This is a genomic window from Caballeronia choica, from assembly GCF_001544535.1.
Lineage (GTDB): Bacteria > Pseudomonadota > Gammaproteobacteria > Burkholderiales > Burkholderiaceae > Caballeronia > Caballeronia choica.
Map to the genome: position 1 here is coordinate 82,407 of NZ_FCON02000002.1, position 23,914 is coordinate 106,320.

Consider the following 23,914-nt stretch of genomic DNA (forward strand, 5'->3'; position numbering starts at 1 on the left):
TGATTGGAGTAACAAGACTATGAGCAAGACCTTGCAAGGCAAAGTGGCCATCGTGACGGGCGCGGGCCGCGGGATCGGACGCGAAGTGGCGCTGAAGCTGGCGAGCCAGGGTGCTCGCGTGGTCGTCAACGACCTCGACGCCGCGCCGGCCAATGAAGTCGTCGCGGAGATCGCGAACGCGGGTGGCGAAGCACTGGCTTTCGCCTGCAACGTCACCGACAGCGATTTCGGTTCACGTCTGGTGAAGGCCACGCTGGAGAAATTCGGCGCCATCGACATCATCGTCAACAACGCAGGGTACACGTGGGACAACGTGATCCAGAAGATGAGCGACGAGCAGTGGGACGCCATCATCGACTGCCATCTGAAGGCCCCGTTCAACCTGCTGCGCGCGGTCCAGCCGTACTTCCGCGAAGTCAGCAAGGCGGAAGCCGAAGCCGGCAAGGAAGTGTTCCGCAAGGTGGTCAATATCTCGTCAGTCTCCGGCACCCAGGGCAATGCCGGCCAGGTCAATTATTCCGCCGCGAAGGCGGGCGTGATGGGCATGACCAAGACGCTCGCACGCGAATGGGGCCGCATGAAGGTCAACGTGAACTGCGTTGCATTCGGCTTCATCGCCACGCGTCTGACCGAGCCGACCACCGAAGAGAAAACCGTCAGCATCGAAGGCCACGCGATCAAGGTCGGCGTGAATCCGGACCGCATCGTGGCGGCCAGCAAGGAGATCGCGCTGGGTCGTCCGGGCACGGCGGAGGAGGCGGCGGGATCGGTCTACATGTTCTGCATCCCCGAGTCGAATTACGTGACGGGCCAGACGCTGATTTGCGGCGGCGGTCGCGGCGGCTTCTGATCGGTTGACCCAGTGGCGGCCGGTGCGATCGCGTCGGCCGTTCCGCCATCCCTGGACTGAAATTCGTCGTTGGAGCGGTCCGTAAAGAGACCGCGTCAGCCCCGCGCATGTCGGGGCTAAACGGAGACACTCGCATGTATATGACGCAGGGCCTGCATCGTTCGATGCAGCAGCGCCCCAACAAGATCGCGGTACGATTCAACGATCAGACCCTCACCTATGCGAAACTCGGCAACCGGGTGGCGCGTCTCGCTGCAGCCCTGCGCAAGCTGGGCGTGCAGGACGGCGACCGCGTGGCGATGTTTTCGCTCAATTCGGCGCGCTATATCGAGTACTACATGGCCGTCCCCTGGGCCGGCGCCGTGCTCAACCCGGTGAATATCCGCTGGAGCGCAGCGGAAGTCCTGTATTCGTTCAATGACTGCAGCACGTCGGTGATGATCGTCGACGATCCGTTTGTCGATCTCGGCCGGAAAGTCGCCGCACAGTGCCCGAGCATGCGTCACGTGATCTATGCGGGCGACGGCGAGACGCCCGCCGGCATGCTGAACTACGAAGCGCTGGTGGCGGACAGCCAGCCGATGGAGGACGCATACCGGCGCGGCGACGACCTCGCAGGCATCTTCTATACGGGTGGCACGACCGGCGTTCCGAAAGGGGTGATGCTGAGCCATACCAACCTGATCTCGTCGGCCTGCAACCAGCCCATGTCCGGCACGCTGGAAGAGACAGTGACGTATATGCACGTCATGCCGATGTTTCATCTCGCCTGTTTTGCGGCGATCAATGGCGTCTTTCTCGTGGGAGGCACGCACGCGGCACTCGCTTCGTATGATCCGGGCCGCATGATGGAATCGATCGCAGCGTACAAGGTCACGCATTTTCTTCTGGCGCCCACGATGATCCAGATGGGCCTGGACTGGCTGGAACAGAATCCCGCGCGCGCGGCGCAACTGGATGTGTCGTCGCTGCGAAGTTTCCGTTACGGTGCCTCGCCGATGACACCTGCACTGATGGCCCGCGCGCGCGCAGCCTTTCCGGGCGTCACGTTTTCCCAGGGCTACGGCATGACTGAAATGGCGCCCGTGGTCAGCATTCTTGGGCCGGAACATCACACGGACGAAGGCCTTCTCAACGGCAAGATGCATTCGGTGGGCCGCCCGGCGCATACGGTGGAGGTCCGGATCGTCGACATGGAGGGCAAGGAAGTGCCGCGCGGGACGGTCGGCGAGATCGTGGCACGCGGTCCCAACGTGATGCTCGGCTACTGGAACAAACCCGACGCGACCGCCGAAGCGATTCGCAATGGCTGGATGCATACCGGTGACGGAGGCTACATGGACGAGGACGGCTTTATTTTCCTTGTCGACCGTATCAAGGACATGATCGTGAGCGGCGGCGAGAACGTCTATTCCGCCGAAGTCGAAAAGGCGCTCGCAAGTCATCCGGCGATTGCGCAGTGTGCGGTGATCGGTGTGCCGCACGAGAAGTGGGGGGAGTCGGTGCACGCCGTGATCGTGCTCAAGCCAGGCGCGCAGACGACGCTTGAGTCCGTCCGTTCGCATTGTCGCGAGCAGATCGCGGGCTACAAGTGTCCCGTGAGTGTGGACTTTCGCGAGACGCTGCCGCTGTCGAGTGTCGGGAAGATCCTCAAGACCGAACTGCGCGCGCCTTACTGGAAGCAACCGGCGTAATCCGGTCCGCGCGGACCGGTACGGGCGTGCTGCTCACTGCCCGTGACGCCAGACCCGATCCACCCATTGATGAACCTCGTTCGCAGAAAGGCCGCCGCTGCACATCGACGCGCCGGGCGGCGAACGAAATGACAGACCCATGGAGACATGACATGCTATCCGCCGTTGACGAAACCCGCCCCGCAGTAACCCACGCTCAAGACTCAGGAAGCTGGCCTTTCACGATCAGGCGCCATACGCCGACGATCGGCGCCGAGGTCGGTGATATCGATCTGCGCGAGCCGCTCGACGATGACACGTACCTCGCGCTGCGCCGCGCGCTGGTCAAGTTCAAGGTGCTGTTTTTCCGCGACCAGAACATTACCCCGGCGCAACACGTCGCGGTGGCCCGGCGCTTTGGCGAACTCGAAGTCCATCCGATGATCTCGCACCATCCGGACCATCCGGAACTGGTCGTGTTCGGCCACGGCAAGGGTAATCCCGGTCGCGAAAACCTCTACCACTCCGATGTCTCGTGGCGCGAAGTGCCTTCGATGGCATCGATGCTGCGTTGCGTGGAGTGCCCGGAAGTGGGTGGCGATACGATCTGGATCAACATGGTCGCGGCCTATGAAAATCTGTCCGACGACGTGAAGACCCGCATCGCGCGACTGCAGGCCGTGCATGACGCCATGCCGACATTCGGCCAGGCGCTGTCAGACGAGCAATACGCGAACATGCGCAAGAAGTATCCGCCGATGGTTCATCCGGTGGTGCGCACGCATCCCGAAAGCGGCGAAAAGATCCTTTACGTGAACGAGGGCTTCACGACGCACCTCGCCAACTTTGCGAAAGAGCAGCCATACCGTATCGGCTCCGACTTCCGGCTCGGTGAAATGGATCTGCTGCAATATCTCTACCGTCAGGCGGCAGCGCCCGAGTACCAGGTTCGCCTCAAATGGCAGCCGAACACGATCGCCTTGTGGGACAACCGGTCGACCCAGCACTATGCGGTTCAAGACTACTATCCCGCAGTCCGTCACATGAACCGCGCGACCATCATCGGCGACCGGCCAGTGTGAGCCGCGAGGCATCGGTGCGGACCTGAGAGCACACTGGATGACGGATGCGTTCTTCTTCCAGTCATCCAGTCATTCATGGCCGGGCGGCAGGTTCCGCTACTTCCGCACCGGTCAGCAACGACCGGCGATGCCACATCGAGGCTGTCAGGCGCGACCTTCGCGCGCTTTTTTTCATGACGGGCGGCGCCCGGCTGCGTCTTGCCGGGACGCCCTGCTGGACGTCAATCCCCGGTGCCTTCGGCCTTCGGCCGGTCCTGCACCGTCATACGCCTTCCTTCTGGCCATATCACCTTCACGGCTTCGCCATCCATGCGATACGTGTGGCAGGTGCCGATCACCCAGGGCTTTGGCATTGGCAACTCGGAGTCGGTGAGCATGCGCACCCGCTCCGCCGTCTGCATCTGGGCGAGCGACGCCTGAATGACCGTGGTCGCCATTGGGCCGAGCAGGTCGGTCAGGTGCGTGCAGCCTTTCGCGCCGCCCACACGAGCTTTGACCTCGGCCTTGAAACCCGGCCCGATCGATACGCCGACCAACGACGCGTACGTCGCATTCATTTCAGTGCAGTACGGCGTCGGTGCGGCCGCCGTGCGCGCTTCGACGTGCCGGATCACCATGTCCGAATCCACCGCCATGGTGATGCGCATGTCGTGAAACGGCACCCCCGGCGCCACGGTCTTGAAGGGTAGCACGGCCTCGTAGGTCTTCTGGTCGACCATGCGGCCTTCGATCTCATACAGGCCGTCGCTGCGCACATACGCGTCGCAGGTGATCTGGCGCGTGTGGACCAGCGTTCGTTCGGACGTTGGGTGACTGGTTGCGTTCATGAGGTTTCACCTGGGTAAATCGGCGTCGAAGGGCGCCAGCGTTGCCGTTGACTGTCTGGCGACGCATTGAGGCGTGCCGGACCGCCGCGCGTATGACTGAAGCCAAGTTGCATCGCTCGCGGTTGCGAAGAGGTGCCATGTTCATGGTCGCCGCACGTGAGCGGCTAGCGACTCCCCATATCGGGGGGGAAGTCCGAAGGCACAGGTGTGGAATCCTGCATGAAGCTCGGGCCACAGGCCACTTCCGCCGCACGTTTGCCGGCTTCGGCCATGGCTCGGTGTAATCCCGCGCCTACCCACTTTGGGTAGGTCATCCAGACGAGGTGGCCAGCACCATGAGCGTCGAGGAAATCGTGGTCACGAGGTGCGCCGCGATAATTTCGTCATTGGATTCAGTACGGCCGAATCACACACGGATACGTCTTTTGGAGGAACTCATTTTGAAGATCGTTGTGGCAGTCAAACGCGTGGTCGACGCGAACGTGAAGGTTGGCGCGAAGTCGGACGGCACGGGTGTCGATATTGCGAACGCGAAGATGTCGATGAATCCGTTCGACGAGATCGCGGTCGAGGAGGCGGTGCGTCTGCGCGAAGCGGGCGCGGCGACCGAGGTGATCGCTGTTTCTTGCGGTGTCGCACAGTGTCAGGAAACATTGCGCACGGCGCTCGCCATCGGCGCGGATCGCGCGATCCTGGTCGAATCGAATGAGGACTTGCAGCCGCTGGCGGTTGCGAAGCTGTTGAAGGCGGTGGTCGACAAGGAGCAGCCGCAACTGGTGATCCTCGGCAAGCAGGCCATCGACGACGATTCGAACCAGACCGGCCAGATGCTCGCCGCGCTGGCGAACCTGCCGCAGGCGACGTTCGCATCGAAGGTGACGATCGCCGATGGCAAGGCCACCGTCTCGCGTGAAGTCGATGGCGGCTCGGAAACGCTGTCGCTGAAGTTGCCCGCCGTGGTCACGACCGACCTGCGCCTGAACGAGCCACGCTATGTGACGCTGCCTAACATCATGAAGGCCAAGAAGAAGCCGCTTGAGACGCTCAAGCCCGAGGACCTCGGTATCGATGTCACATCGCGCCTGAAGACGATCAAAGTCAGCGAGCCGCCGAAACGCTCGGCCGGCGTAAAGGTCGCCGACGTAAAGGCGCTGGTCGAGAAACTCAAGACCGAAGCCAAGGTGCTTTGAACAGGCAAAACAGGAGACGCACGAAATGACGAATCTGGTAATTGCAGAACACGATGGCGCATCGATCAAGGCGGCGACGCTGAACACGATCGCAGCGGCTCAAAAGATCGGCGGTGATGTTCACGTGCTGGTCGCGGGCCACGACGCGCAGGCCGCAGCAGAAGCTGCCGCAAGGATCGCGGGGGTGTCGAAGGTGCTGCTGGCCGATGCGCCGCAACTCGCCGTCGGTCTGGCGGAAAACGTCGAAGCGACGGTGCTGAAGATCGCGAAGGATTATTCGCATATCCTCGCGCCGGCAACCGCCTATGGCAAGAACATTGCCCCGCGCGTCGCGGCGAAACTCGATGTCGCGCAGATCAGCGACATCACCGCGGTCGACAGCGCCGATACGTTCGAACGCCCGATCTACGCGGGCAACGCGATCGCCACGGTGCAGTCGGCTGACCCGATCAAGGTCGTCACGGTCCGCACGACCGGTTTCGACCCGGTGGCAGTCGAAGGCGGCAGTGCATCGATTGAGAAAATCGAAGCCGCCGCCGACGCAGGCGTTTCGCAGTTCGTAAGCCGCGAAGTGACGAAGCTGGACCGTCCGGAACTGACCTCGGCGAAGATCATCGTCTCGGGCGGCCGGGGCCTGGGCAGCGGCGAGAACTACACGACGGTGCTGGAACCACTCGCCGACAAGCTCGGCGCGGCAATGGGCGCGTCGCGCGCGGCCGTCGATGCCGGCTTCGTACCCAACGACTATCAAGTGGGCCAGACCGGCAAGATCGTCGCGCCGCAACTGTATGTCGCAGTGGGCATCTCGGGCGCGATCCAGCATCTGGCCGGGATGAAGGACTCGAAGGTGATCGTCGCGATCAACAAGGACCCTGAAGCGCCGATCTTCAGCGTCGCCGATTACGGTCTCGTGGGCGATCTGTTCACGGTGGTGCCGGAAGTCGTCAGCGCGGTATAGGAGAACAGTGCGATGGCGCCGCTGCGACAGTGCTTAGAGAAACGACGCATGAAGGACGGCGCATGATGGGCTCCGAATGGGAACCACGCTCGTCGATCCATGCCGACTCCCCATCAGACGACGATCGTGACGTGTCGGCCCTCCGCCAGTTGCGTGGAAGCCTCGTTGACCCTACTGGACTGCAAGCAACCGCCCCTTCCAGGCAACTCGTCTATCCCTGTGGCGTGCCGCCTGCGCCGGGTGTCGCACGTGAAGTTGCGCCCGGTGTCGCGTGGTTGCGCATGCCGATAGCGGGCGACCCGGCTCATATCAACCTGTGGGCCGTGCGCGACGGGGAAGACTGGGACGTGGTCGATACCGGCATGCATACCCCGCAGGCTTCGGCAGCGTGGGAGAAGCTTGCCGGCCCGGAGGGTCCGTTCGGTATGCGCGGACCGCGCCGGGCGTTCGTCACGCACATGCACCCGGATCACATCGGCATGGCGGGCTGGCTTGCCCGCCGCTACGACACGACATTGTGGATGACACGCGGCGAATACCTGAGCAGTCGCGTGCTCGTCGGCGACACGAGCGAAGCCGTGATCGACGAGGGCGTGCGCTTCTATCGTCGCGCCGGCTGGGACACGCAGGCCATCGAGCGCTACCGGCTGTCGGCCGGAAATCTCCGCAAGATCGTGGCGCCCTTGCCAGTCAGTTATCGGCGTCTTCGCGATGGCGAGTGCGTCACGATCGGCGGGAAGCGGTGGCGGGTCGTCGTCGGATCAGGGCACTCGCCGGAACACGCGTGCTTCTACTGCGCCGAGCTGGGCGTATTCATTTCCGGCGACCAGGTGCTGCCGCTTATCTCGTCAAACGTATCGGTGTCTCCGATGGAACCTGCGGCCGATCCGCTCGCCGAATGGCTTTCTTCGATCGAGAAGATCGGGCAGTCCGTGCCGGCGAACGTGCTCGTCCTGCCGGCCCATGGCGAGCCTTTTCATGGACTGCACGAGCGTCTCGCGCGCCTTGCCACCGGTCGGCAACGGACGCTGGATCGGCTGAGAAAGCTTCTCACCGGAGAGCCGCGCCGAGCCATCGATGTGTTCGCGACGCTCTTCTCGCGCGACGTAGACACCGATCCGTTCTTGCTCAAGCTTGCCACCGGAGAGAGTCTGGCGTACCTGAATCACCTCGTTCGGCGTGGCGAGGTGCGTGTGACAGACGATAGCCACGGCGTCGCCTGGTATCGGCTCTGCTAACACAGGGCACACCTGTGCGTCGAATGCCTGTGCGCTCGTCCTGCGAGGAAAACCACGCAGTGCTTTCCACGTTAGCCGCTGACCAGCGGGAGATTCGTGATGCCTTTCGCCTTCATCGCGGAGAAGGTGCCGGGCCTGCCGAAATCGTACTGATAGGGCGTCGCGCCTTTTACCGGACATCAACATGCAAGACACACAACTCAACTGCGGTTTCTACTGGAGTGCCCAACCGTCTGCACGGATGGCGCATGGCACCCGGTACCGAACTGTCCTGCGCGATGCGGGTCGGCGACGCACTGATGACAAGTGAAGCAACATCGATGATCGATTTCGTCCGCGTGCGACTCACGTCCGGTGCGTCGGGCGGGCGTGCGATGACGCCGGAATTTGCAGGGAACCGCGACTAGATGCGATCTCCCGAGGAGACAGCGGCCATGGGGCCGCTATCCGGCCGGAGTAAAGATCGTCGAGCGGACGTCACGGCGACCGCGCCTCCACCGTCCGTGACCATGCAACACTGCCCGGGCACACAGACGGCGGTGATCAGCAGGCCTTCCAGCAGTGCTCACTGCCGCCGTCTTCGAGAGCAGCGGCGATGAGCGCGGTATGCTCGCCTCGAAGTGGTATGCGGCCGGGCGTCGTGCGCTTGCCGTCAAAGCGTGGTGCGGGCGCAACCTGCAACTCTCCGTCGCGTTCGAAGTACACGCCACGCGCCACATTGTGCGGATGCAACGCTGCTTCGGACGGACTCAGCACCGGGCCGAAACAGACGTCAGTGTTCTCGAGCAGCGCACACCATTCGTCGCGTGTCCTGGACGCGAACAGTTCGACGAACGCCCGATGCTGGTCGGGCCACATTTCGCGGTCCCACTGATGCGCAAAGCGCGGATCGTCCTTGAGACCCAGCTTCTCCAGCAGGAGCGAGTAGAACTGCGGCTCGATCGAGCCGACGGTAATGAAGTTGCCATCCGCACAGCGATAGGTCGAATAGAAGTGGGAACTGTCGTGAACGTTCTTGCCGCGTTCGCCGACCACCAGACCTTTCTTGCGGGTGTGCAGAAGCAGTTGCAGCATGTGGGCGGAACCGTCGACGATCGACGCATCGACCACGGTGCCCTTGCCGGTAGCGCGTGCCCTGAGGATGCCCGATAGCAGTCCGACCGCCAGGTACAGCGCACCGCCGCCGATGTCGCCGATCATCGTGATGGCGGAGGAAGGCGGTTCGGCGGGCGTGCCGTTGTAGTAGAGCGCGCCCGACAGCGAGATGTAGTTGTTGTCATGGCCCGCTGCCTGCGCCATCGGACCGGATTGCCCCCATCCCGTCATGCGCCCGTAGACGAGACGCGGATTGACCGCTTGCAAGACCTCCGGGCCGAGCCCGAGACGCTCCATGACGCCGGGGCGCATGCCTTCGATCAACGCATCGGCGCTCTCGATCAACCGCAACACCAACTGGCGCCCCTCGTCGGTCTTCAGGTCTGCCACGACGGAGCGCTTGCCGCGGTTGAGCACCGAACCTTCCGGCGCCTTGCCCGCCGCGCCAGCGTCCGCGCGTTCGACGGCGATCACGTCAGCGCCCAGGTCGGCCAGATGCATGGCGCAAAACGGTCCGGGGCCGATACCGCAGATTTCAACGATTTTGATACCTGAAAGCATGCTGTCTCCTTTTCTTCAAACGTGCGTGATGGCGTGACCCTGATGGTTCAGGGTCCATGTGATGACGAAGCGCTGCGCCCCGCGCCCCTCTCTTTCTGCCCGAGCGCACAAAGCCGCGCGGGTTGTGCGTCGAAACCCGTCCGGCAAGCGTAAGGCGGGAGGTGCCCGGCCCACCTACCCGATTCAGGGAGGTCGGGCGCCGCTGCGCCGGGACATCCTCACTCCACGTCGACCCTCAGCGTGCGACCCGCCCGAAGGCTGGCGAGAGGCGCGTCCACAGGGATCGAGATGCCTGCCTAAGCGCCCTACCTCCCCGTTTCGGGTAGTCGTAGGGGGTGAGTGGACATCGATGATGGGCGGCATCAGGACAGCGCTGCGGTTTGGGCTGTCGACCTTCAAGTCAAAGAGGAGTGAGACCCGTGGAAGTGAATCGTAACGTCTATCGAGAAGACCATGAGCAGTTCCGCACCAGCGTGCGCCGCTTCATGGAGCGGGAATGCGTGCCGCGCCAGGAGCAGTGGAACGAGGCCGGGGAGGTCGATCGCGAGACGTGGCTGAAGGCGGGCCGCGAGGGTCTGCTGTGCACGACGCTGCCGGTGGAGTACGGCGGGGGCGGGGGCGACTTCGGCCACGCGGCGGTGATCGCGGAGGAACTGGCGCGCGCCGGGGTGGGCGGACTGTCCATCGGGCTGCATTCGGACATCGTGGCGCCGTATGTGAACCGGTTGGGCACCGAAGAGCAGAAGCAGAAGTGGCTGCCCGACATCTGCAGCGGCAAGACGATCCTCGCGGTGGCGATGACCGAGCCGGGCGGAGGCAGCGACCTGAAGGCGATCCGCACGACGGCTGTGCGCGACGGTGACGAGTACGTGATCAACGGCAGCAAGACGTTCATCAGCAACGGCTTCATCTCGGACATGGTGATGGTCGTGTGCAAGACCGATCCGGCGGCCGGGGCGAAGGGCGTGAGCCTGATCATGGTGGAGACCACTCGCGAGGGGTTCCGCCGCGGACGCAAGCTGAACAAGGTGGGCATGCACGCGCAGGACACGGCGGAGCTGTTCTTCGACAACGTGCGGGTGCCGGTGGGCAACCGTCTGGGGGAGGAGGGCAAGGGCTTTATCTACATGATGCATGACCTGGCTCAGGAGCGCTTCATGATCGCGGTGACCGCGGCGACGAAGGTGGAGCGGCTGCTGGAACAGACGCTCGAATACGTGAAGGATCGCCGCGCGTTCGGGCAGACGGTATGGGACTTCCAGAACACGAAGTTCAAGCTGGCTGACGTGAAAGCGCACGCAGTGGCGCTGCGCACGATGGTGGACTACTACCTGGGCGAGCACATGCGCCGGCGGCTTTCCGCGGAGGAGGCGGCGATCGCGAAGCTGCATTCGACCGAGACGATGTGGAAGTGCATCGACGACATGGTGCAACTGCACGGCGGCTACGGCTACATGCTGGAGTACCCGATTGCGCGGGCGTTCGTGGACATGCGCGTGGCGCGCGTGTACGGCGGCAGCAACGAGGTGATGCGCGACATCATCACCCGCAAGATGTAAAGCGCCGCCGCGCTACGGGCTCACGGCACGCGGCTCTCGTGAGCCGCAGCCCGCCGTGGCGGCACGACGCAGTATCAACATTCAAGAGAGGAGATTGGTGTATGTCGAAGCATGTGGTAGTAGCCGGGGTCGGCATGATCCCGTTCAAGAAGCCGGGCGCGAGCGGCACTTATGTCGAGATGGGCGCCGAGGCCGCGCGCATGGCGCTGGCTGATGCCGGTGTGGCCTATGACATGGTGCAGCAGGCGTATGTCGGCTATGTCTACGGTGACTCCACCTGCGGGCAGGCGGCACTGTATCAGGTTGGCCTGCCGGGCATCCCGGTGGTCAACGTCAACAACAACTGCTCCACCGGTTCGAGCGCGCTCTTTCTCGCACGTCAGGCGGTCGAGAGCGGCGCAGTGGAATGCGCGATCGCGCTGGGTTTCGAGCAGATGCAGTCGGGCGCGCTGACGTCGCGCTGGAATGACCGTGAATCGCCGCTCGACGGCTTCAACCGCGTGGGTGGTCACCTGATCGCCGATGCCATCGAAGCGGGCGTGCCGCGCGCGCTGACGCTTTTCGGCGGCGCCGGGCGCGAGCATATGCAGAAGTACGGGACCAAGCTCGAGACCTTCGCCGCGATTCGCGCAAAGGCCAGCCGCCACGCGGAGAACAACCCGCTGGCCATCTTCCGCAAGGTGGTGAGCACGGACGACGTAATGAACGACGTGCCGGTATGGCCCGGTGTCATGACGCGCCTGATGGCCTGCCCGCCCACGTGCGGTGCCGCGGCCGCCATCGTTTGCTCCGAGGCGTTCGCGAAGAAGCACAACCTGCGCACCGGCGTGCGCATCCTCGCGCAGTCGATGACGACCGATGTGCCGGGCACGTTCGAGCCGCCCTCGATGATTCGCCTGGTGGGCTTCGAAATGGCGAAGAAGGCCGCGAACGAAGTCTACGAGAAGGCCGGCGTGAGCGCGTCGGATATCGACGTCTGTGAGTTGCACGATTGCTTCGCCCATAACGAACTGCTGAGCTACGAATCGCTGGGCTTCTGTCCGGAGGGCGGCGCCGAGAAATTCGTGATGGACGGCGACAACACCTACGGCGGGCAGGTCGTGACGAATCCGTCGGGCGGCCTGCTTTCGAAGGGGCATCCGCTGGGCGCCACAGGGCTCGCGCAATGCTATGAGCTCACGAACCAGTTGCGTGGCACGGCCGACAGGCGGCAGGTCGAGAAAGTCGACCTGGCGCTGCAGCACAACCTTGGCCTCGGCGGCGCCTGCGTCGTGACGCTGTACGGCCGCGGCTAGTCCGTTATGAAAGGCGGGCGCGTGGCGAAGCTGGACCGGCGCGCGCCGCACAACCTGAGTAGAGGAGACATACAGATGGCAGACAAGAGCATGATCGGCCGGGTGACCTCGCACGGCACGGTCGAAGTGGAGAAGGGACGCCTGGCATTCTTCGCCAAGGCGATTGGCGAAACCGACCCGGTGTATGTCGACAGCGCTGCCACGCACGATGCGGGGCATCCGGCACTGCCCGTGCCGCCGACCTTCCTGATGTGCCTGAACAGCGAAGTGGCGCGGCCCTTTAACGTGCTCGACACGCTGAAGCTCGATCTCGCGCGCATTCTTCACGCCGAGCAGGCATTCGACTATCACCGCATGGCTTATGCGGGAGACACGCTCAGTTTCGAGACCAAAGTGGCAGACGTCTACGACAAGAAGGATGGCGCGTTGCATTTCGTGGTCAGCAACACGCGGGTGACCAACCAGAACGGCGAACACGTCGCCGATGTGCGCGGCACGCTCGTCGAGCGTCGCGGTTAAGGAGACAGAGAACATGCAAGCACCTCGTTACGCCGATGTGAAGGTGGGTGACCGCCTGCCCTCGCTGGCGCTGCCGGCCATCGACCGCACCACGCTCGCGCTCTACTGCGGCGCGTCGGGCGATCACAACCCGATTCACATCGACATCGATTTCGCCCGCAAGGCGCGCATGCCGGACGTGTTCGCGCACGGCATGCTGTCGGCAGCCTATCTCGGGCGCTTGCTGACCGGCTGGGTTCCGCAGCAGCAGATCCGCAATGTCTCGGTCCGCTTCACGGGAATCACCCACCTCGGCAACCAGCCGACCTGCACCGGCGAAGTTGCCGAGAAGTTCGAGGCCGACGGCGAGCAGCGCGTCAGGCTGCGTCTGAAGTGCAGCAACCAGTACGGGGAAGACAAGCTCGTGGGCGAGGCGATCGTCGCGCTGAAGTGAAGCGCCGAATCGCGAATTGATTGATTGAACGGACCGGCCGTGACCGGTCCGTCGCATCCAGCAAAGACAGGAAGAGACAGATGAGCAAGCTCGCAGGAAAGTCCGCACTCGTCACCGGCTCGGGCCGTGGCATCGGCCGTGAAGTGGCGCTGAAGCTGGCCGCCGAAGGCGCGCGCGTGGTAGTGAACGACCTCGATGCCGATCCGGCCAACGAAGTGGTGGAGACGATCCGCTCGCAGGGCGGCGAAGCGGTCGCATGCGTGGGCAGCGTCACGGCCACCGACTTCGCCGAGCGTTTCGTCAAAACGGCCGTGGAGAACTTCAAGGGCATCGACATTGTCGTCAACAATGCTGGCTTCACGTGGGACAACGTCGTGCAGAAAATGAGCGACGAGCAGTGGTACGCCATCATGGATTGCCACCTGACCGCGCCGTTTCGCATCCTGCGCGCCGCTTATCCGGTCATCAGCGCGGCGGCGAAAGCCGAAGCCGCCGAAGGCCGTGAAGTGTTCCGCAAGATTGTGAATATCTCATCGGGTGCGGCAGGCGGCAACCCTGGGCAGATCAATTACTCGTCGGCGAAAGCGGGCCTGCTGGGCATGACCAAGACGCTCGCCAAGGAGTGGGGTCGCCTGAAGGTCAACGTGAATGCCGTCGCGTTTGGCCACATTGAAACGCGCCTGACGGTGCCGTTTGCCGGAACGGAAAGTGCGACCGTGAACATCGAGGGCCGCGAGATCAAGGTGGGCATCAGCGAGGCGCTGGTGGAAAAATCGAAGAAGATGACCCCGTTGGGCCGCCCCGGCACGGCGGTCGAAGCGGCGGGCTCGGTGTACCTGTTCTGCACGCCGGAGTCCAACTATCTGTCAGGGCAGGTCGTCTTCTGCGGCGGCGGCCCTGGCGGCAATTTCTAGTTCTGGTTTGCGCAACAGGCAGCGTTGCCCGCGATGGTTGCGGGCGATGTTGCATGAGCGGAATTCACGACCTCCACTGTTCCGGATGGCACGCCCTATAGGCGGCCATTCGGCGTTGTCGTTTCAGTTATAGCCTCTGACGATCGTCGGCAGGTCTGCGACGTCGATCGACCTGCAAAGCTTGCCGATCACTTCCGACACGTATCCCAACGCGTCTTCGACCTGCCCCGACCTGTGCGGGCCCGGCTCGCCGCCGATCCCGGGCACGCGGTCCCATGTGTATGCGTCGATGTTCCATCTGCTGTCCGTGTCCAAGCCAGGCGTCCTCGTCAGAAAATAAATGGGAAGGTGCGAATCGTCCACCGGGTTGCTCGATTGACGGCCGCTGTGCGGCACATTGTGTGATGTCTGGTCCGCTGGCCGTCCGTCTGCGCTAACCAGGCGCGTTTCGTCGAGTGCACGGGCAGTATTGTCGTCGTGCTGATTCATACACCCCCCCGTTTCGGGTAGGGGCGGCGCCAGTGCCTGAGACAATCATGATCATGATCGACGCGCAGGCCGTCCCTGCGTCTCCCGTTCCGGGGGGCAGGCGGCGACGGCGCGTGACACCGACAGACCGCGCATGAAGCGCGGCAGGACGTTTCATGGAGACGAGATGACAGACAGCACCGAAACCGCGCGCCGGGCCGCATTGGCCGCCGGAGGCAAGGGGGCAGGGTCGCGACCCTGCCCGTCAAGGGCATCAAGCCGTGCATCGGTGCCAACGTTCGCGAGGCCCGGTCAGGCTTGCCTCGGCAGATCGACGGGTTGGGTGGCCCGATGAACGACCCGTTCCGCTATCAACCGCGCGCCGCCTGGGCCATGACGGCGATGGTGCTGTTTCTGATGTTGGTGAACTTCCTCGACAAGGTTGTACTGGGCATGGTGGCCGTGCCCTTGATGGCCGAACTCCATCTGTCTCCCGCGACATTCGGTTTGATCGCAGGCGCGTTTTACTGGTTGTTTTCGATCTCGGCAATCGTCGTGGGCTTCCTGTCGGATCGCATCGCCACTCGCTGGCTGCTGCTGGCGATGGGCGCGAGCTGGGCCGTTCTTCAATTGCCCATTGCGCTGGCCGGCGGAGCGTTCACGATCCTCCTTTGCCGCGTGCTGCTCGGCGCAGCGGAAGGTCCGGCATTTCCGGTCTCGGTCCACTCGCTCTACAAATGGTTCCCTGATGAAAAGCGCAGTATGCCGGTGGCGGTGATCAGCCAGGGCGCCTGCGCCGGGCTGTTGCTGGCGGGCCTGCTGATTCCGCTCGTCAGCCGGCATTGGGGCTGGCGCATGAACTTCGTGATCCTGGCGGCCGCCGGCGCGCTCTGGAGTGTGGTGTGGGCATGCGTTGCCCGTGAGGGTCAGCTTCACGAACGAAACGCGCAGCCCAGTACTACCGATATTTGCCCGACCGCTATGCCGCTGCGATTGCCGTACCGCAGGATATTGCTCGACCCTTCGGCGCTGGCGCTCTTCCTGCTGAGTTTTGCAGGCTACTGGACGCTCGGCATGAGCCTGACGTGGCTGCCCGCGTATCTTGAGAAAGGGCTGGGTTTCGGCAGTGCCGAGGCGGGCCGCTGGTTTGCGCTTGTCGTGGTATCGGCGATGCCTGTCACGATCGGCATGAGCTGGCTGTCGCAACGCATGGTGAGGCGCGGCGCGACGACACGTCGAGCGAGAGCTCAACTGGCGAGCCTGAGCGTCCTCGCGAGCGGCCTGCTTTTCATCGCACTCGTGGCGACCGGTCTGCCTGCCGGGCAAAAGGTCGTCCTGCTTGCGCTCGCGAGCGCGCTGGCGCCCATTGCCATTACGCTGGGTCCGGTCATGATCGGGGAAATGGTGCCCGCGCGCCAGTGTGGCGCCGTGGTGGCGGTTTTCACGGCAGCGGGCAATGTGGCCGGCGCCATCGCACCCGCCGTCATGGGTCGTCTCGTGCAGGCATACGGCAGCACGGACGCGCACGGTTACGAAGCCGGATTTCTGTGCGGCGCGGTCCTGCTGATCATTGCTTCGCTCGTGGGTCTGCGCTGGCTGTATCCGGCGCGCTCGAAGCACGCACTCATGCGTGCGACCGTCATGGCGAGCCCGGGTACGTTGGGGCAAGCCGACGCAAGTTGAAGCAGACGGTCAGGCGGCCACGTTCCTGACCGTGGTCGCAGGGCGGGGGCGGGGGGCGGGCGAGCAGGCAGCGCGACCCCCGCCGTTTCCGTTAGCGATCCTGCTTCGTGTCGTCGAGCGGATAGGGGTCCATGAGGCTGATCTTGAGATCCCGCGCGCGTCCTACTGCTTCGTCGCGCCCGGCCACGCCGAGCTTGCCGAAGATGTTCTTCAGATGCCACTTCACCGTCTCCGGTGACACATTGATCGCACGCGCGATTTTCTTGTTGGGCATCGCTTGCGCGACCAGACTCAGCACTTCGCGTTCGCGCTCGCTGAGCGCTTCGACCATCGCGGTCGCGACCGGCTTCGCGGCCGTGACGGATGCGGGTCCGGCGGCGGCTGCCGCCTGCAGTCGCTTCGCGTAGAACGCGAGCACGGGATCAAGTACACCCTCTTCGATCAGGGCGCCGAGCATCTGCGGCACGGCGGGCGACGCATCCAGCAAGGTGCGTACGATCCCGGAGTTGTGTGCGAGCGTGAGGGCGGTGAGCATGTGCTCGCGCGCGGACTGTCCGTAGCCGAGCGCCTGCCGCGCGACGGCGGACTGCGCATGAAGCGCGACGAGGCGTCGAGACCTTCCCATTGCTTCGATCGCCGGAATCAGCGTGTCGATGCGGGCTGAAGCGCCCGCAAAGTCTCGTTCGTGCAGCATCATGATGATTCGCCCGTGCTCGGCCACACCATTGATCTCCGCCGCGACAATCCTGCTGGGACCTGCGTACCTGGCCGCGATCGACTCCATGCGCAGCAGGTTCGCGTGCGCATGGTCCATCGAGTCCTGCCACAGGTGAAAGCGCAGACGGGCCATGAGCGTAAAGACGAGCAACCGATCCAGTTGGTGCCTGACGGCATAGTCCTCCAGCCGGTCGAGGGACGCATGCGCTTCGAGCTTGCGTCCGGCCTGCCAGTGACACGCGGCAAGCGTGTAGAGGGCGCGTATCACGGTATCGGGAATCGAGACCCGTTCCAGCAACTCGATGCGCGGCGCCATCATCCGGATGGCAGCCTCCGGTTGATTGGATTCGTAGAGCGCGTAGCTAAGAATGCCCGCGGCCATGCAGGCCATCCCGACATACGGGGGGCCACTCCGCTCGGACTCTTCAAGCACCTCCCGCAGGATCTGCTCGGCACGCGCCATATGACCTGCAATGGTCAGGCTCATGGCGCCTATGCATCGTCCCGCCATTTGCTGGAATGGCGCTCCGCCGTGTTCCTGTGCCTCGTCGAGTATTTGATGCATCTGCGCGTATTCGCCGCGACACATGAACATCCAGGAAAGCGCGGTCGCGCCGCTGGCTCGAACGCGATCGCTTGCGTCGGACGGCACGTTCAGCAGTTCGTCCCGGATGGCGAACACCGCGTCGGGATCGTCCAGCCGCAGGGCAAGCCCGGCGCGAAGGACGTTCAGGCCGTAAGTCTGACAGGCCTCGAGGGAGGCGCGTTTCGATTCGATCCGTTGCAGACTCCCTTCGAGGCCCTCGATGTCCTGCGCATAGAGCTGGATCTGGGCCGCCGCCAGTTGAAGGTCGACGCTCGCCTCGACATGTTCGGGCGGCAGGTTGCGAAGCAAGCCGGCCAGCTGGCCGACATCGCCCCTCGTCAGGAGATCCTCGACGCAGGATTCCACCATCTCGGTGGCCGCGTTGGCGTCATCGGCCTGGACCGCGTGATGCACGGCTTCGTCGAGATAGCCCCGCGAGGCGAACCAGTTCCACGCCGCTGAATGCAGCGCTCGCTGTTCCGCTTCCGGAAGGCGAGCCACGCGTTCAAGAAGCACCTCGCGCAGCAGCGGGTGCAGCCGATACCAGGTTTCACGTTCGTGGCTTTGTACCTGCGTGATGAACAGATTGTTGCTGTCCATTTGCGTGAGCCACGTCATCTTGCGGGCCAGCGCCTGGGGACGTCCGGAGAGGCTTGCGCATAACGAGGCGCAGAACCGGCTGCATACCGCCACGCGGGTCAGCAGGTCGAGATCGCCAGGCGACAGACGCACCAGCACTTCGCGCTCGAAATAGCTCGCAAAGGTGCGGGCGTCGCGGATCTGTTCCCGCGAATAGGGGGCACCCTGTTTCGCCTTAAGGTCGATGGCAAAGAGTTGCAGCCCGGCCACCCAGCCGTCGGTCAGCTCGTGCAGGATCTCGGCGTCGCGTTTGTCGATACGGCCAAGTTGCTCGCGCAGGAAGCGCTCTGACTCGGCCGCGGTGAAACGCAGGTCGCGCAGATCGATCTCTTCTACCTGGTCCTGTGCCCGCAGCCGCGCCAGCGACAGCGGTAGCGCGCTGCGCGAGCCGAACGCCACGTGCAGTTGCGGCGGCGCATAGTCCAGCAGCCACTGCAGCGCCTGCATGATGCGTCTGTCGTCGATATGGTGGATGTCGTCGAGCACCAGCACGAGGTCGCGCTGTCGCTGGGCGATGGCCTCCACGAGCGTGATCACCCAATGCTCGACGGCCGAATCATTGCTGTCATGACCCATCAGCAGCGCAGCGGTGCGCACGATGGCGGAGTCGACCTCAGCGAGACTCGCGAGCAGGCAGTCGAAAAACCGCGACAGTCCGTTATCTTCCGGCGCGAGCGAGAGCCACGCGATGTCGAAGTTCAACGAGATCAGGGCCTTGCGCCATTCCACGAGGGCGCTGGTCTTGCCACTTCCCGCGGCGCCCTGAACAACCAGGCAGCGCCGCCGCCGGCCGTCCACCATGCGCGCCATCAGCGCGTCACGCGGGATCAGATTCCGGGAACCGCGAGGCGGCATCAACTTCGTGCCTGCGACTGGCTGTACTGTGCCACGCGACGGCGACGTCACTCCTGCAAACGATATTCCTTGTTGGGACATCAGGTAGAACTCTGCGATCAGTAAATGGGGGCGCTACCCTTCGGTGCTGTGAGGCCGGGGCTGACTGATTCGACAAAAATGCCGCGTCACACGGTCATCGCGCGATTTATTTGAGTGCCCGTCAGCGGATATCCGCCGCGCATCGCCGCGGCCGCATCGATGTCACGATACGCGTCGCGGACGCCGCCGAAGGGTCCCGCTCAGGTTCGTGCTCCGGTGCGCTCGAAAAGAACAGTCTGGTGGATCGCCGTTTTTCGATCTTGCGATGCGGTTGCGGGCCTGACTTCGGCTTCGGCGACACGCAGCGCGTATTCACGCGCGGGTAGGCTGACCTGTGATTTTGCGGTCTCTGCGCGTAGTTTGTCCATGGAGGCTTGTACTAGGTGGAAAATGCGTCGCCTATTGTGGAACGGTCAGTCCAATTATCGCGTTGGATCGCGGGTTGCTTCGAGTGCGCGCGAGGGAACGGATAGCGCAGGCCTCCAGTTGCCCCGCCAGACCCGCCAGGCGATCGCAGGGCTGAGCAGCGACGGCGGCGGGATCATCAGGTTGACAACCTTCAGAAACTCAGTCGCCAGCGTGCTGTCGCGGGTCGCAGCAAGATGAAGCTTACCGATGTACCAGTTGATGAAACGCAGCATCGGCGGACGCTCGCCCTTGACTTGCGGATGGCGGAGGTCGTTGCGAACCGCGATGTCCCACGGAATGTCGACGATCTTAGCGGCCGCCCTGAAGAATCGCCGCGCAAGATCGTTCGAGCCCGCGAGCAGGCACTGTTGCAGCGTTAGCGCCTCCTGTGCCGCGACCGTCATGCCCTGCCCGTAGATCGGGTTGAAACTGCAGATGGCGTCACCGAAAACCAGGTAGTTCTCGGGGAAGCGTGCAAGCTTCTCATACCGCCAGCGCACGCTGGAGGCGTAGCGGTAGCGCCTGTAATCGCTGATCGGCTCAGCCCTCGCGACAACGTCGCGAATCGCCATGGTCGGCAGCGTCGCCAGATACGCGAGAAAGCCTTGATCGTTATCGGGTGCGTCATCACCCAGAAAGCCGCCAGTACTGACGATCCAGCTGTCATGCTCCTGCGCGAGCATGACGCCGTTCCGCCAGTTCGGCGCACTACCGGCGACAACGATGCCGAGCTTGCCGTCAAGATCAGTCGGCCGACGTCGATAGGTACGGGTCATGTAGCCAATGCCGATCTCGACCTTCTCGTTGACAGGAGGTTGGTAGCCGAGCTCTTCAAGCCAGGCCGCGCTGGACGAGCCGCGCCCGGTAGCATCAACGACGAGGTCCGCGTTGACGGTCTCTTCCAGCTTGCCCTCAACGCGCATGCGCACACCGGTCACGTTCTTGCGAGCGGGGTCGATGGCAAGACCCTGCACAGCGCAATTCTCCATGGCGCGCACGTTCGGCAACCCCAGGACCCGTCGGCGCAGATGGCCTTCGAGCACGGGACGACTCGCAATCAGACCGATCAGGCCGCTCGTGCCCGTAGCAAGCGTAACGTTGCGACCGATCCAGGTCACATCGTTGGCGACATCGCCGAGCAACCCGCCGCTCTGCGCGACGACTTCGTCGTTATACCCTGGGAAGAATTGCTCGAGTATCGCGCTGCCGCGCGCAAGAAGCCCATGGATGTGGCGACCCTGTGGCACGCCCTTGCGCGGAGTGTCTGTTGCTGGAAACGCATCGCGTTCGAGCACGGTGACGGTGGTATAGAAATCCGATAGTGCGCGTGCGGCCAGCAGCCCGCCCATGCTCGCGCCGATTACGACCGCATGCTCGCCCAGGTTCTTCATGACAATCCTCCAGTTCAATCCGTCGCAGTGTGTCCGGCGACGATCGTCTGCAGTGGATGATAGTATCGCCTCGTCCCCTGAGCGTCCCCTGGACGCCGTCATTGAGGCTCGCATCACGATGACTCTGTTCAGTGTACGGACGCTTGGATTTCCGGAGATCCGCCGGGACGACCGGCTGTGCGAGCTGGCCTTGCGCAAAGGCCTGGCCCTGCTGATCTATCTGGCCGAAGCGAAGGGCTCAGTCGGGCGCGACGTCGTCGCAACCCTGTTGTGGCCGGATAGCGGCGAGGACGTCGTTCGGGCGCGGCTGCGGCGCCTCTTGCATCGCCTCCAGCTCACGCTCGGCGACGACGTTCTCACAACCGACCGGTCGACGGTACGATGGTCATCAGGGATCGACCTGCAGGTGGATGCTCAGTTGTTCGAGCAAGCCTGCGACCGCGGCGAGTTCGAGCGGGCCTGCCGTCAGTATCCCGGCGACTTTCTCGAAGGTTTTTCGCCCGGCGACTGCCCGCAGTTCGACGAGTGGGCTTTCTTTCGCCGTGAGGCCTTGCGGGGTCGGGCGATCCAGGCGCTCGAACGGGTGGTGCGCGACAAGAATGCGGCCGGCGACTACGCGGCTGCGGCTGCGCACGCGTGGCGTCTCGTTGAGTTCGATCCGCTCAGCGAAGTGTACGGCCGGCACCTCATCCACAACCTCCTGCTCGCCGGGGATCGGGCTGCGGCCGAGCGCCACCTCGAAGCCCTGACGCTGCGCCTTCGCGACGAACTCGATGTGGCGCCCGAAACCGAGACCCGCGCGCTGCTTGACGCCGGCACAACGTTGCCGACCGAGGCCCCACCGCCGACGCGCTTTGTCAGCGGGCGCGACATCCATCTCGCGTTCCAGACCTACGGCGCCGGCCGCATTGATATTCTGGTGCTGCCGGGTTTCGTGTCCCACGTCGAACGGGTTTGGGAGGAGCCCCGGTGCCGGGCATTCCTGTCCTCTCTCGCCAAGATGGGACGTCTCATCCTGTTCGATCGTCGAGGCATCGGGCTCTCCGACAGGGTCGGATTCAATCCCGGCGTCGACGCGACCGCGCAGGACATCGGCACCGTGCTCGACGCCGCCGGCAGCCGCCGGGTCGTGCTGTTCGGCGCGTCCGAGGGGGGACCGCCCTGCATCAAATTCGCCGTTGATCACCCCGATCGTGTCTCCGGTCTCATTTTGTTCGCCTCGTTGGCGAAGGGAAGCGCGACGCCCGACTATTCGCACGCGCTGCACGCTAGTCAGTACGACATGTGGCTGCAGCAGCTCGTTGCAGTCTGGGGCGGCCCTGCGGGCATCGAGACATTCGCGCCGAGCCTGTCTGACGATCCTCAAGCACGAGCCTGGTGGGCAGGCTTGCTGCGGGCCGCTTCGAGCCCGGGCGCCATCAAGGGCGTGCTCGAGGCGTTGCGCGATATGGATGTGCGGCACTTATTGGGCCGAGTTTCCGTTCCGACTCTGGTGCTCCATCGTCTCGACGACCGCGCCGTTCGCATCGGCGCCGGCCGGTATCTCGCCAGCCACATCGCGCAGGCGCGATTCGTCGAACTCGACGGCGCCGATCATTGGGTCTTCGCGGGCGATCAGCAACCCGTCCTGGCCAGTATCGAGCAATTTGTCCGCAATCTCGCGGCGTGACTGCGAACGAGAGATACAGGCCAGGATGGGAAACGTTGTTAGCGGCTAGTCATCAACGCATGCATTGGGCGGCGATTGCCGGTGGCCAGTTCGGGTGAGGCGCGCTGTCGAGTCTGCCACTCGACTACCCCCCGCTTCGGGGAGGCATCCAGGGAAGTCGCAAGCACGACAATCGTTGCCAAGCGTCGTGATGCGCCGCCTTCACAGATATTTCCGCTGACTGAAACGCGGGCCTGTCGACGCCCCCTGTTCGGCCGCGTTTGCAGAACCGGCCGGCAACAAAGGACAGGCAACGGGGTTTGCAAGAACACCTTTAGCTGGAAACGATCCTACCTGATAGCAGCAAAGGAGAGACATGACTACAGTTTTTCGCGAAGATGCTTTGGCGGGCAAGACCGTATTTGTCGCTGGCGCGTCGTCCGGCATCAACCTCGGCATCGCGCAGCGCTTCGCGCGCGCAGGCGCCCGGCTGGCGCTGATCAGCCGCGATCCGGAGCGGATCGCAGCAGCAGCGGCCACGATCAACGATGCCGGCGGCAAGGCCATCGGCATTGCCGCCGACGTGCGGGACTACGGTGCCGTAGAAGCAGCCATGACGCAGGCGCGCGATACGCTAGGGCCATTCGACGCCGTCATTTCCGGTGCCGCAGGCAATTTCCTTGCGCCGGCGGCGGCCATGTCGGCCAACGCCTTCAAGACCGTGGTCGATATCGACCTGATCGGCACCTTCAATGTATTTCGCACCTCCTTTGACTTTCTGCAGGCGCCGGGCGCATCGCTGATTGCGATCTCCGCACCGCAGGGTGAGCAGCCCAAGATGTTTCAGGCCCACGCATGCGCGGCCAAGGCCGGCATCAACATGCTGATCAAATGCCTGGCGATGGAATGGGGTCCCGCCGGCGTGCGCGTGAACGGCATTTCGCCTGGGCCTATCGCCGACACCGAGGGCATGGCCAGGCTTGCCTCCACGCCTGAGATGGAAGCCCGTGTCAAGGGCGCACTGGCGCTTCGCGACTACGGCACCAAACAGGACGTCGCCGATGCGGCGCTATTCCTGTGCTCGGCCAGCGCCCGCTACATCACCGGCACTATCCTTGATTGCGATGGCGGAGCCTTGCTGGGCGACGCCTCGGCCGATGCGTTGAAGAAATCCGCCTGACTTCGTCGCCATGCCCCGAAGGTGTCACCTCTCAGCGGGACAGACGCTCGCGTGACTGAATCAG

At 63.8% G+C, this 23,914-nt stretch carries 21 protein-coding genes; 15 read left to right on the top strand and 6 right to left on the bottom strand.

Going from position 1 to position 23,914, the window contains the following annotated elements:
* Window positions 1-19 precede the first annotated feature (19 nt).
* The 3 genes from AWB68_RS01455 (at window position 20) to AWB68_RS01465 (ending at window position 3,605) form a co-directional block, all read left to right on the top strand.
* Window positions 20-850: an SDR family NAD(P)-dependent oxidoreductase gene (locus tag AWB68_RS01455; RefSeq protein WP_087642593.1), complete on the top strand. Its 831-nt coding sequence runs from the start codon at window positions 20-22 to the stop codon at window positions 848-850.
* A 134-nt stretch (window positions 851-984) separates the two neighbouring features.
* On the top strand, window positions 985-2,544 hold the full coding sequence (locus AWB68_RS01460) for a long-chain-fatty-acid--CoA ligase (protein WP_087642594.1): 1,560 nt from the start codon (window positions 985-987) through the stop codon (window positions 2,542-2,544).
* 152 nt (window positions 2,545-2,696) lie between these two features.
* Window positions 2,697-3,605 (top strand): TauD/TfdA dioxygenase family protein, encoded by a 909-nt coding sequence (locus AWB68_RS01465; RefSeq protein WP_087642595.1) that lies wholly within the window; start codon window positions 2,697-2,699, stop codon window positions 3,603-3,605.
* Between the two features lie 221 nt (window positions 3,606-3,826).
* On the opposite strand, the gene AWB68_RS01470 is transcribed toward AWB68_RS01465, so the two are convergent.
* On the bottom strand, window positions 3,827-4,432 hold the full coding sequence (locus AWB68_RS01470) for a DUF2889 domain-containing protein (RefSeq protein ID WP_087642596.1): 606 nt from the start codon (window positions 4,430-4,432) through the stop codon (window positions 3,827-3,829).
* 440 nt (window positions 4,433-4,872) lie between these two features.
* Between AWB68_RS01470 and AWB68_RS01475 the strand changes: the two genes are divergently transcribed.
* The 4 genes from AWB68_RS01475 to AWB68_RS48070 all read left to right on the top strand — a co-directional run bounded on the left by AWB68_RS01475 (window position 4,873) and on the right by AWB68_RS48070 (window position 8,225).
* Entirely contained in the window at window positions 4,873-5,622 is a 750-nt protein-coding gene (locus tag AWB68_RS01475; protein ID WP_087642663.1) for an electron transfer flavoprotein subunit beta/FixA family protein, read from the top strand.
* A 25-nt stretch (window positions 5,623-5,647) separates the two neighbouring features.
* Window positions 5,648-6,580 (top strand): electron transfer flavoprotein subunit alpha/FixB family protein, encoded by a 933-nt coding sequence (locus AWB68_RS01480; protein ID WP_087642597.1) that lies wholly within the window; start codon window positions 5,648-5,650, stop codon window positions 6,578-6,580.
* A gap of 62 nt (window positions 6,581-6,642) precedes the next feature.
* Entirely contained in the window at window positions 6,643-7,818 is a 1,176-nt protein-coding gene (locus tag AWB68_RS01485) for an MBL fold metallo-hydrolase (RefSeq protein ID WP_235028153.1), read from the top strand.
* Between the two features lie 248 nt (window positions 7,819-8,066).
* Window positions 8,067-8,225: a hypothetical protein gene (locus tag AWB68_RS48070; RefSeq protein WP_160109941.1), complete on the top strand. Its 159-nt coding sequence runs from the start codon at window positions 8,067-8,069 to the stop codon at window positions 8,223-8,225.
* A gap of 136 nt (window positions 8,226-8,361) precedes the next feature.
* On the opposite strand, the gene AWB68_RS01490 is transcribed toward AWB68_RS48070, so the two are convergent.
* Window positions 8,362-9,474 carry a CaiB/BaiF CoA transferase family protein gene (locus tag AWB68_RS01490; RefSeq protein WP_087642598.1) on the bottom strand — a complete coding sequence of 371 codons (1,113 nt, stop codon included), beginning with the start codon at window positions 9,472-9,474 and terminating at the stop codon, window positions 8,362-8,364.
* A gap of 419 nt (window positions 9,475-9,893) precedes the next feature.
* Between AWB68_RS01490 and AWB68_RS01495 the strand changes: the two genes are divergently transcribed.
* From AWB68_RS01495 to AWB68_RS01515, 5 genes are all read left to right on the top strand, one after another.
* A complete protein-coding gene (locus AWB68_RS01495; protein WP_087642599.1) occupies window positions 9,894-11,033 on the top strand; it encodes an acyl-CoA dehydrogenase family protein in 1,140 nt (379 codons plus the stop codon).
* Window positions 11,034-11,134: 101 nt separating this feature from the next.
* Window positions 11,135-12,328, top strand: coding sequence for a lipid-transfer protein (locus AWB68_RS01500; protein WP_087642600.1), 1,194 nt, complete (start codon window positions 11,135-11,137; stop codon window positions 12,326-12,328).
* A gap of 75 nt (window positions 12,329-12,403) precedes the next feature.
* The gene (locus tag AWB68_RS01505; protein WP_087642601.1) at window positions 12,404-12,847 is read left to right on the top strand and encodes a MaoC family dehydratase N-terminal domain-containing protein; all 444 of its coding nucleotides are present in this window, start codon (window positions 12,404-12,406) and stop codon (window positions 12,845-12,847) included.
* A 13-nt stretch (window positions 12,848-12,860) separates the two neighbouring features.
* On the top strand, window positions 12,861-13,280 hold the full coding sequence (locus AWB68_RS01510) for a MaoC family dehydratase (RefSeq protein WP_087642602.1): 420 nt from the start codon (window positions 12,861-12,863) through the stop codon (window positions 13,278-13,280).
* Window positions 13,281-13,360: 80 nt separating this feature from the next.
* Window positions 13,361-14,194, top strand: coding sequence for an SDR family NAD(P)-dependent oxidoreductase (locus tag AWB68_RS01515; RefSeq protein ID WP_087642603.1), 834 nt, complete (start codon window positions 13,361-13,363; stop codon window positions 14,192-14,194).
* A 123-nt stretch (window positions 14,195-14,317) separates the two neighbouring features.
* Here AWB68_RS01515 and AWB68_RS01520 read toward each other — a convergent pair whose 3' ends face one another.
* Window positions 14,318-14,509, bottom strand: a complete 192-nt coding sequence (locus tag AWB68_RS01520) for a hypothetical protein (protein ID WP_125482847.1) — start codon at window positions 14,507-14,509, stop codon at window positions 14,318-14,320.
* 504 nt (window positions 14,510-15,013) lie between these two features.
* Here AWB68_RS01520 and AWB68_RS01525 point away from each other — a divergent pair.
* Window positions 15,014-16,345, top strand: coding sequence for an MFS transporter (locus tag AWB68_RS01525; RefSeq protein ID WP_087642605.1), 1,332 nt, complete (start codon window positions 15,014-15,016; stop codon window positions 16,343-16,345).
* Window positions 16,346-16,436: 91 nt separating this feature from the next.
* On the opposite strand, the gene AWB68_RS01530 is transcribed toward AWB68_RS01525, so the two are convergent.
* The 3 genes from AWB68_RS01530 to AWB68_RS01540 all read right to left on the bottom strand — a co-directional run bounded on the left by AWB68_RS01530 (window position 16,437) and on the right by AWB68_RS01540 (window position 21,022).
* Window positions 16,437-19,142, bottom strand: coding sequence for a winged helix-turn-helix domain-containing protein (locus tag AWB68_RS01530; protein WP_235028154.1), 2,706 nt, complete (start codon window positions 19,140-19,142; stop codon window positions 16,437-16,439).
* 281 nt (window positions 19,143-19,423) lie between these two features.
* Window positions 19,424-19,591: a hypothetical protein gene (locus AWB68_RS48075; RefSeq protein WP_160109942.1), complete on the bottom strand. Its 168-nt coding sequence runs from the start codon at window positions 19,589-19,591 to the stop codon at window positions 19,424-19,426.
* Window positions 19,592-19,645: 54 nt separating this feature from the next.
* Window positions 19,646-21,022 carry an FAD-dependent oxidoreductase gene (locus AWB68_RS01540; protein WP_087642608.1) on the bottom strand — a complete coding sequence of 459 codons (1,377 nt, stop codon included), beginning with the start codon at window positions 21,020-21,022 and terminating at the stop codon, window positions 19,646-19,648.
* A 118-nt stretch (window positions 21,023-21,140) separates the two neighbouring features.
* On the opposite strand from AWB68_RS01540, the gene AWB68_RS01545 reads away from it, so the two are divergent.
* Window positions 21,141-22,691: a bifunctional AfsR/SARP family transcriptional regulator/alpha/beta hydrolase gene (locus AWB68_RS01545; RefSeq protein WP_200828603.1), complete on the top strand. Its 1,551-nt coding sequence runs from the start codon at window positions 21,141-21,143 to the stop codon at window positions 22,689-22,691.
* 355 nt (window positions 22,692-23,046) lie between these two features.
* The gene (locus AWB68_RS01550) at window positions 23,047-23,850 is read left to right on the top strand and encodes an SDR family oxidoreductase (RefSeq protein WP_087642609.1); all 804 of its coding nucleotides are present in this window, start codon (window positions 23,047-23,049) and stop codon (window positions 23,848-23,850) included.
* The last annotated feature ends 64 nt before the right edge of the window (window positions 23,851-23,914 follow it).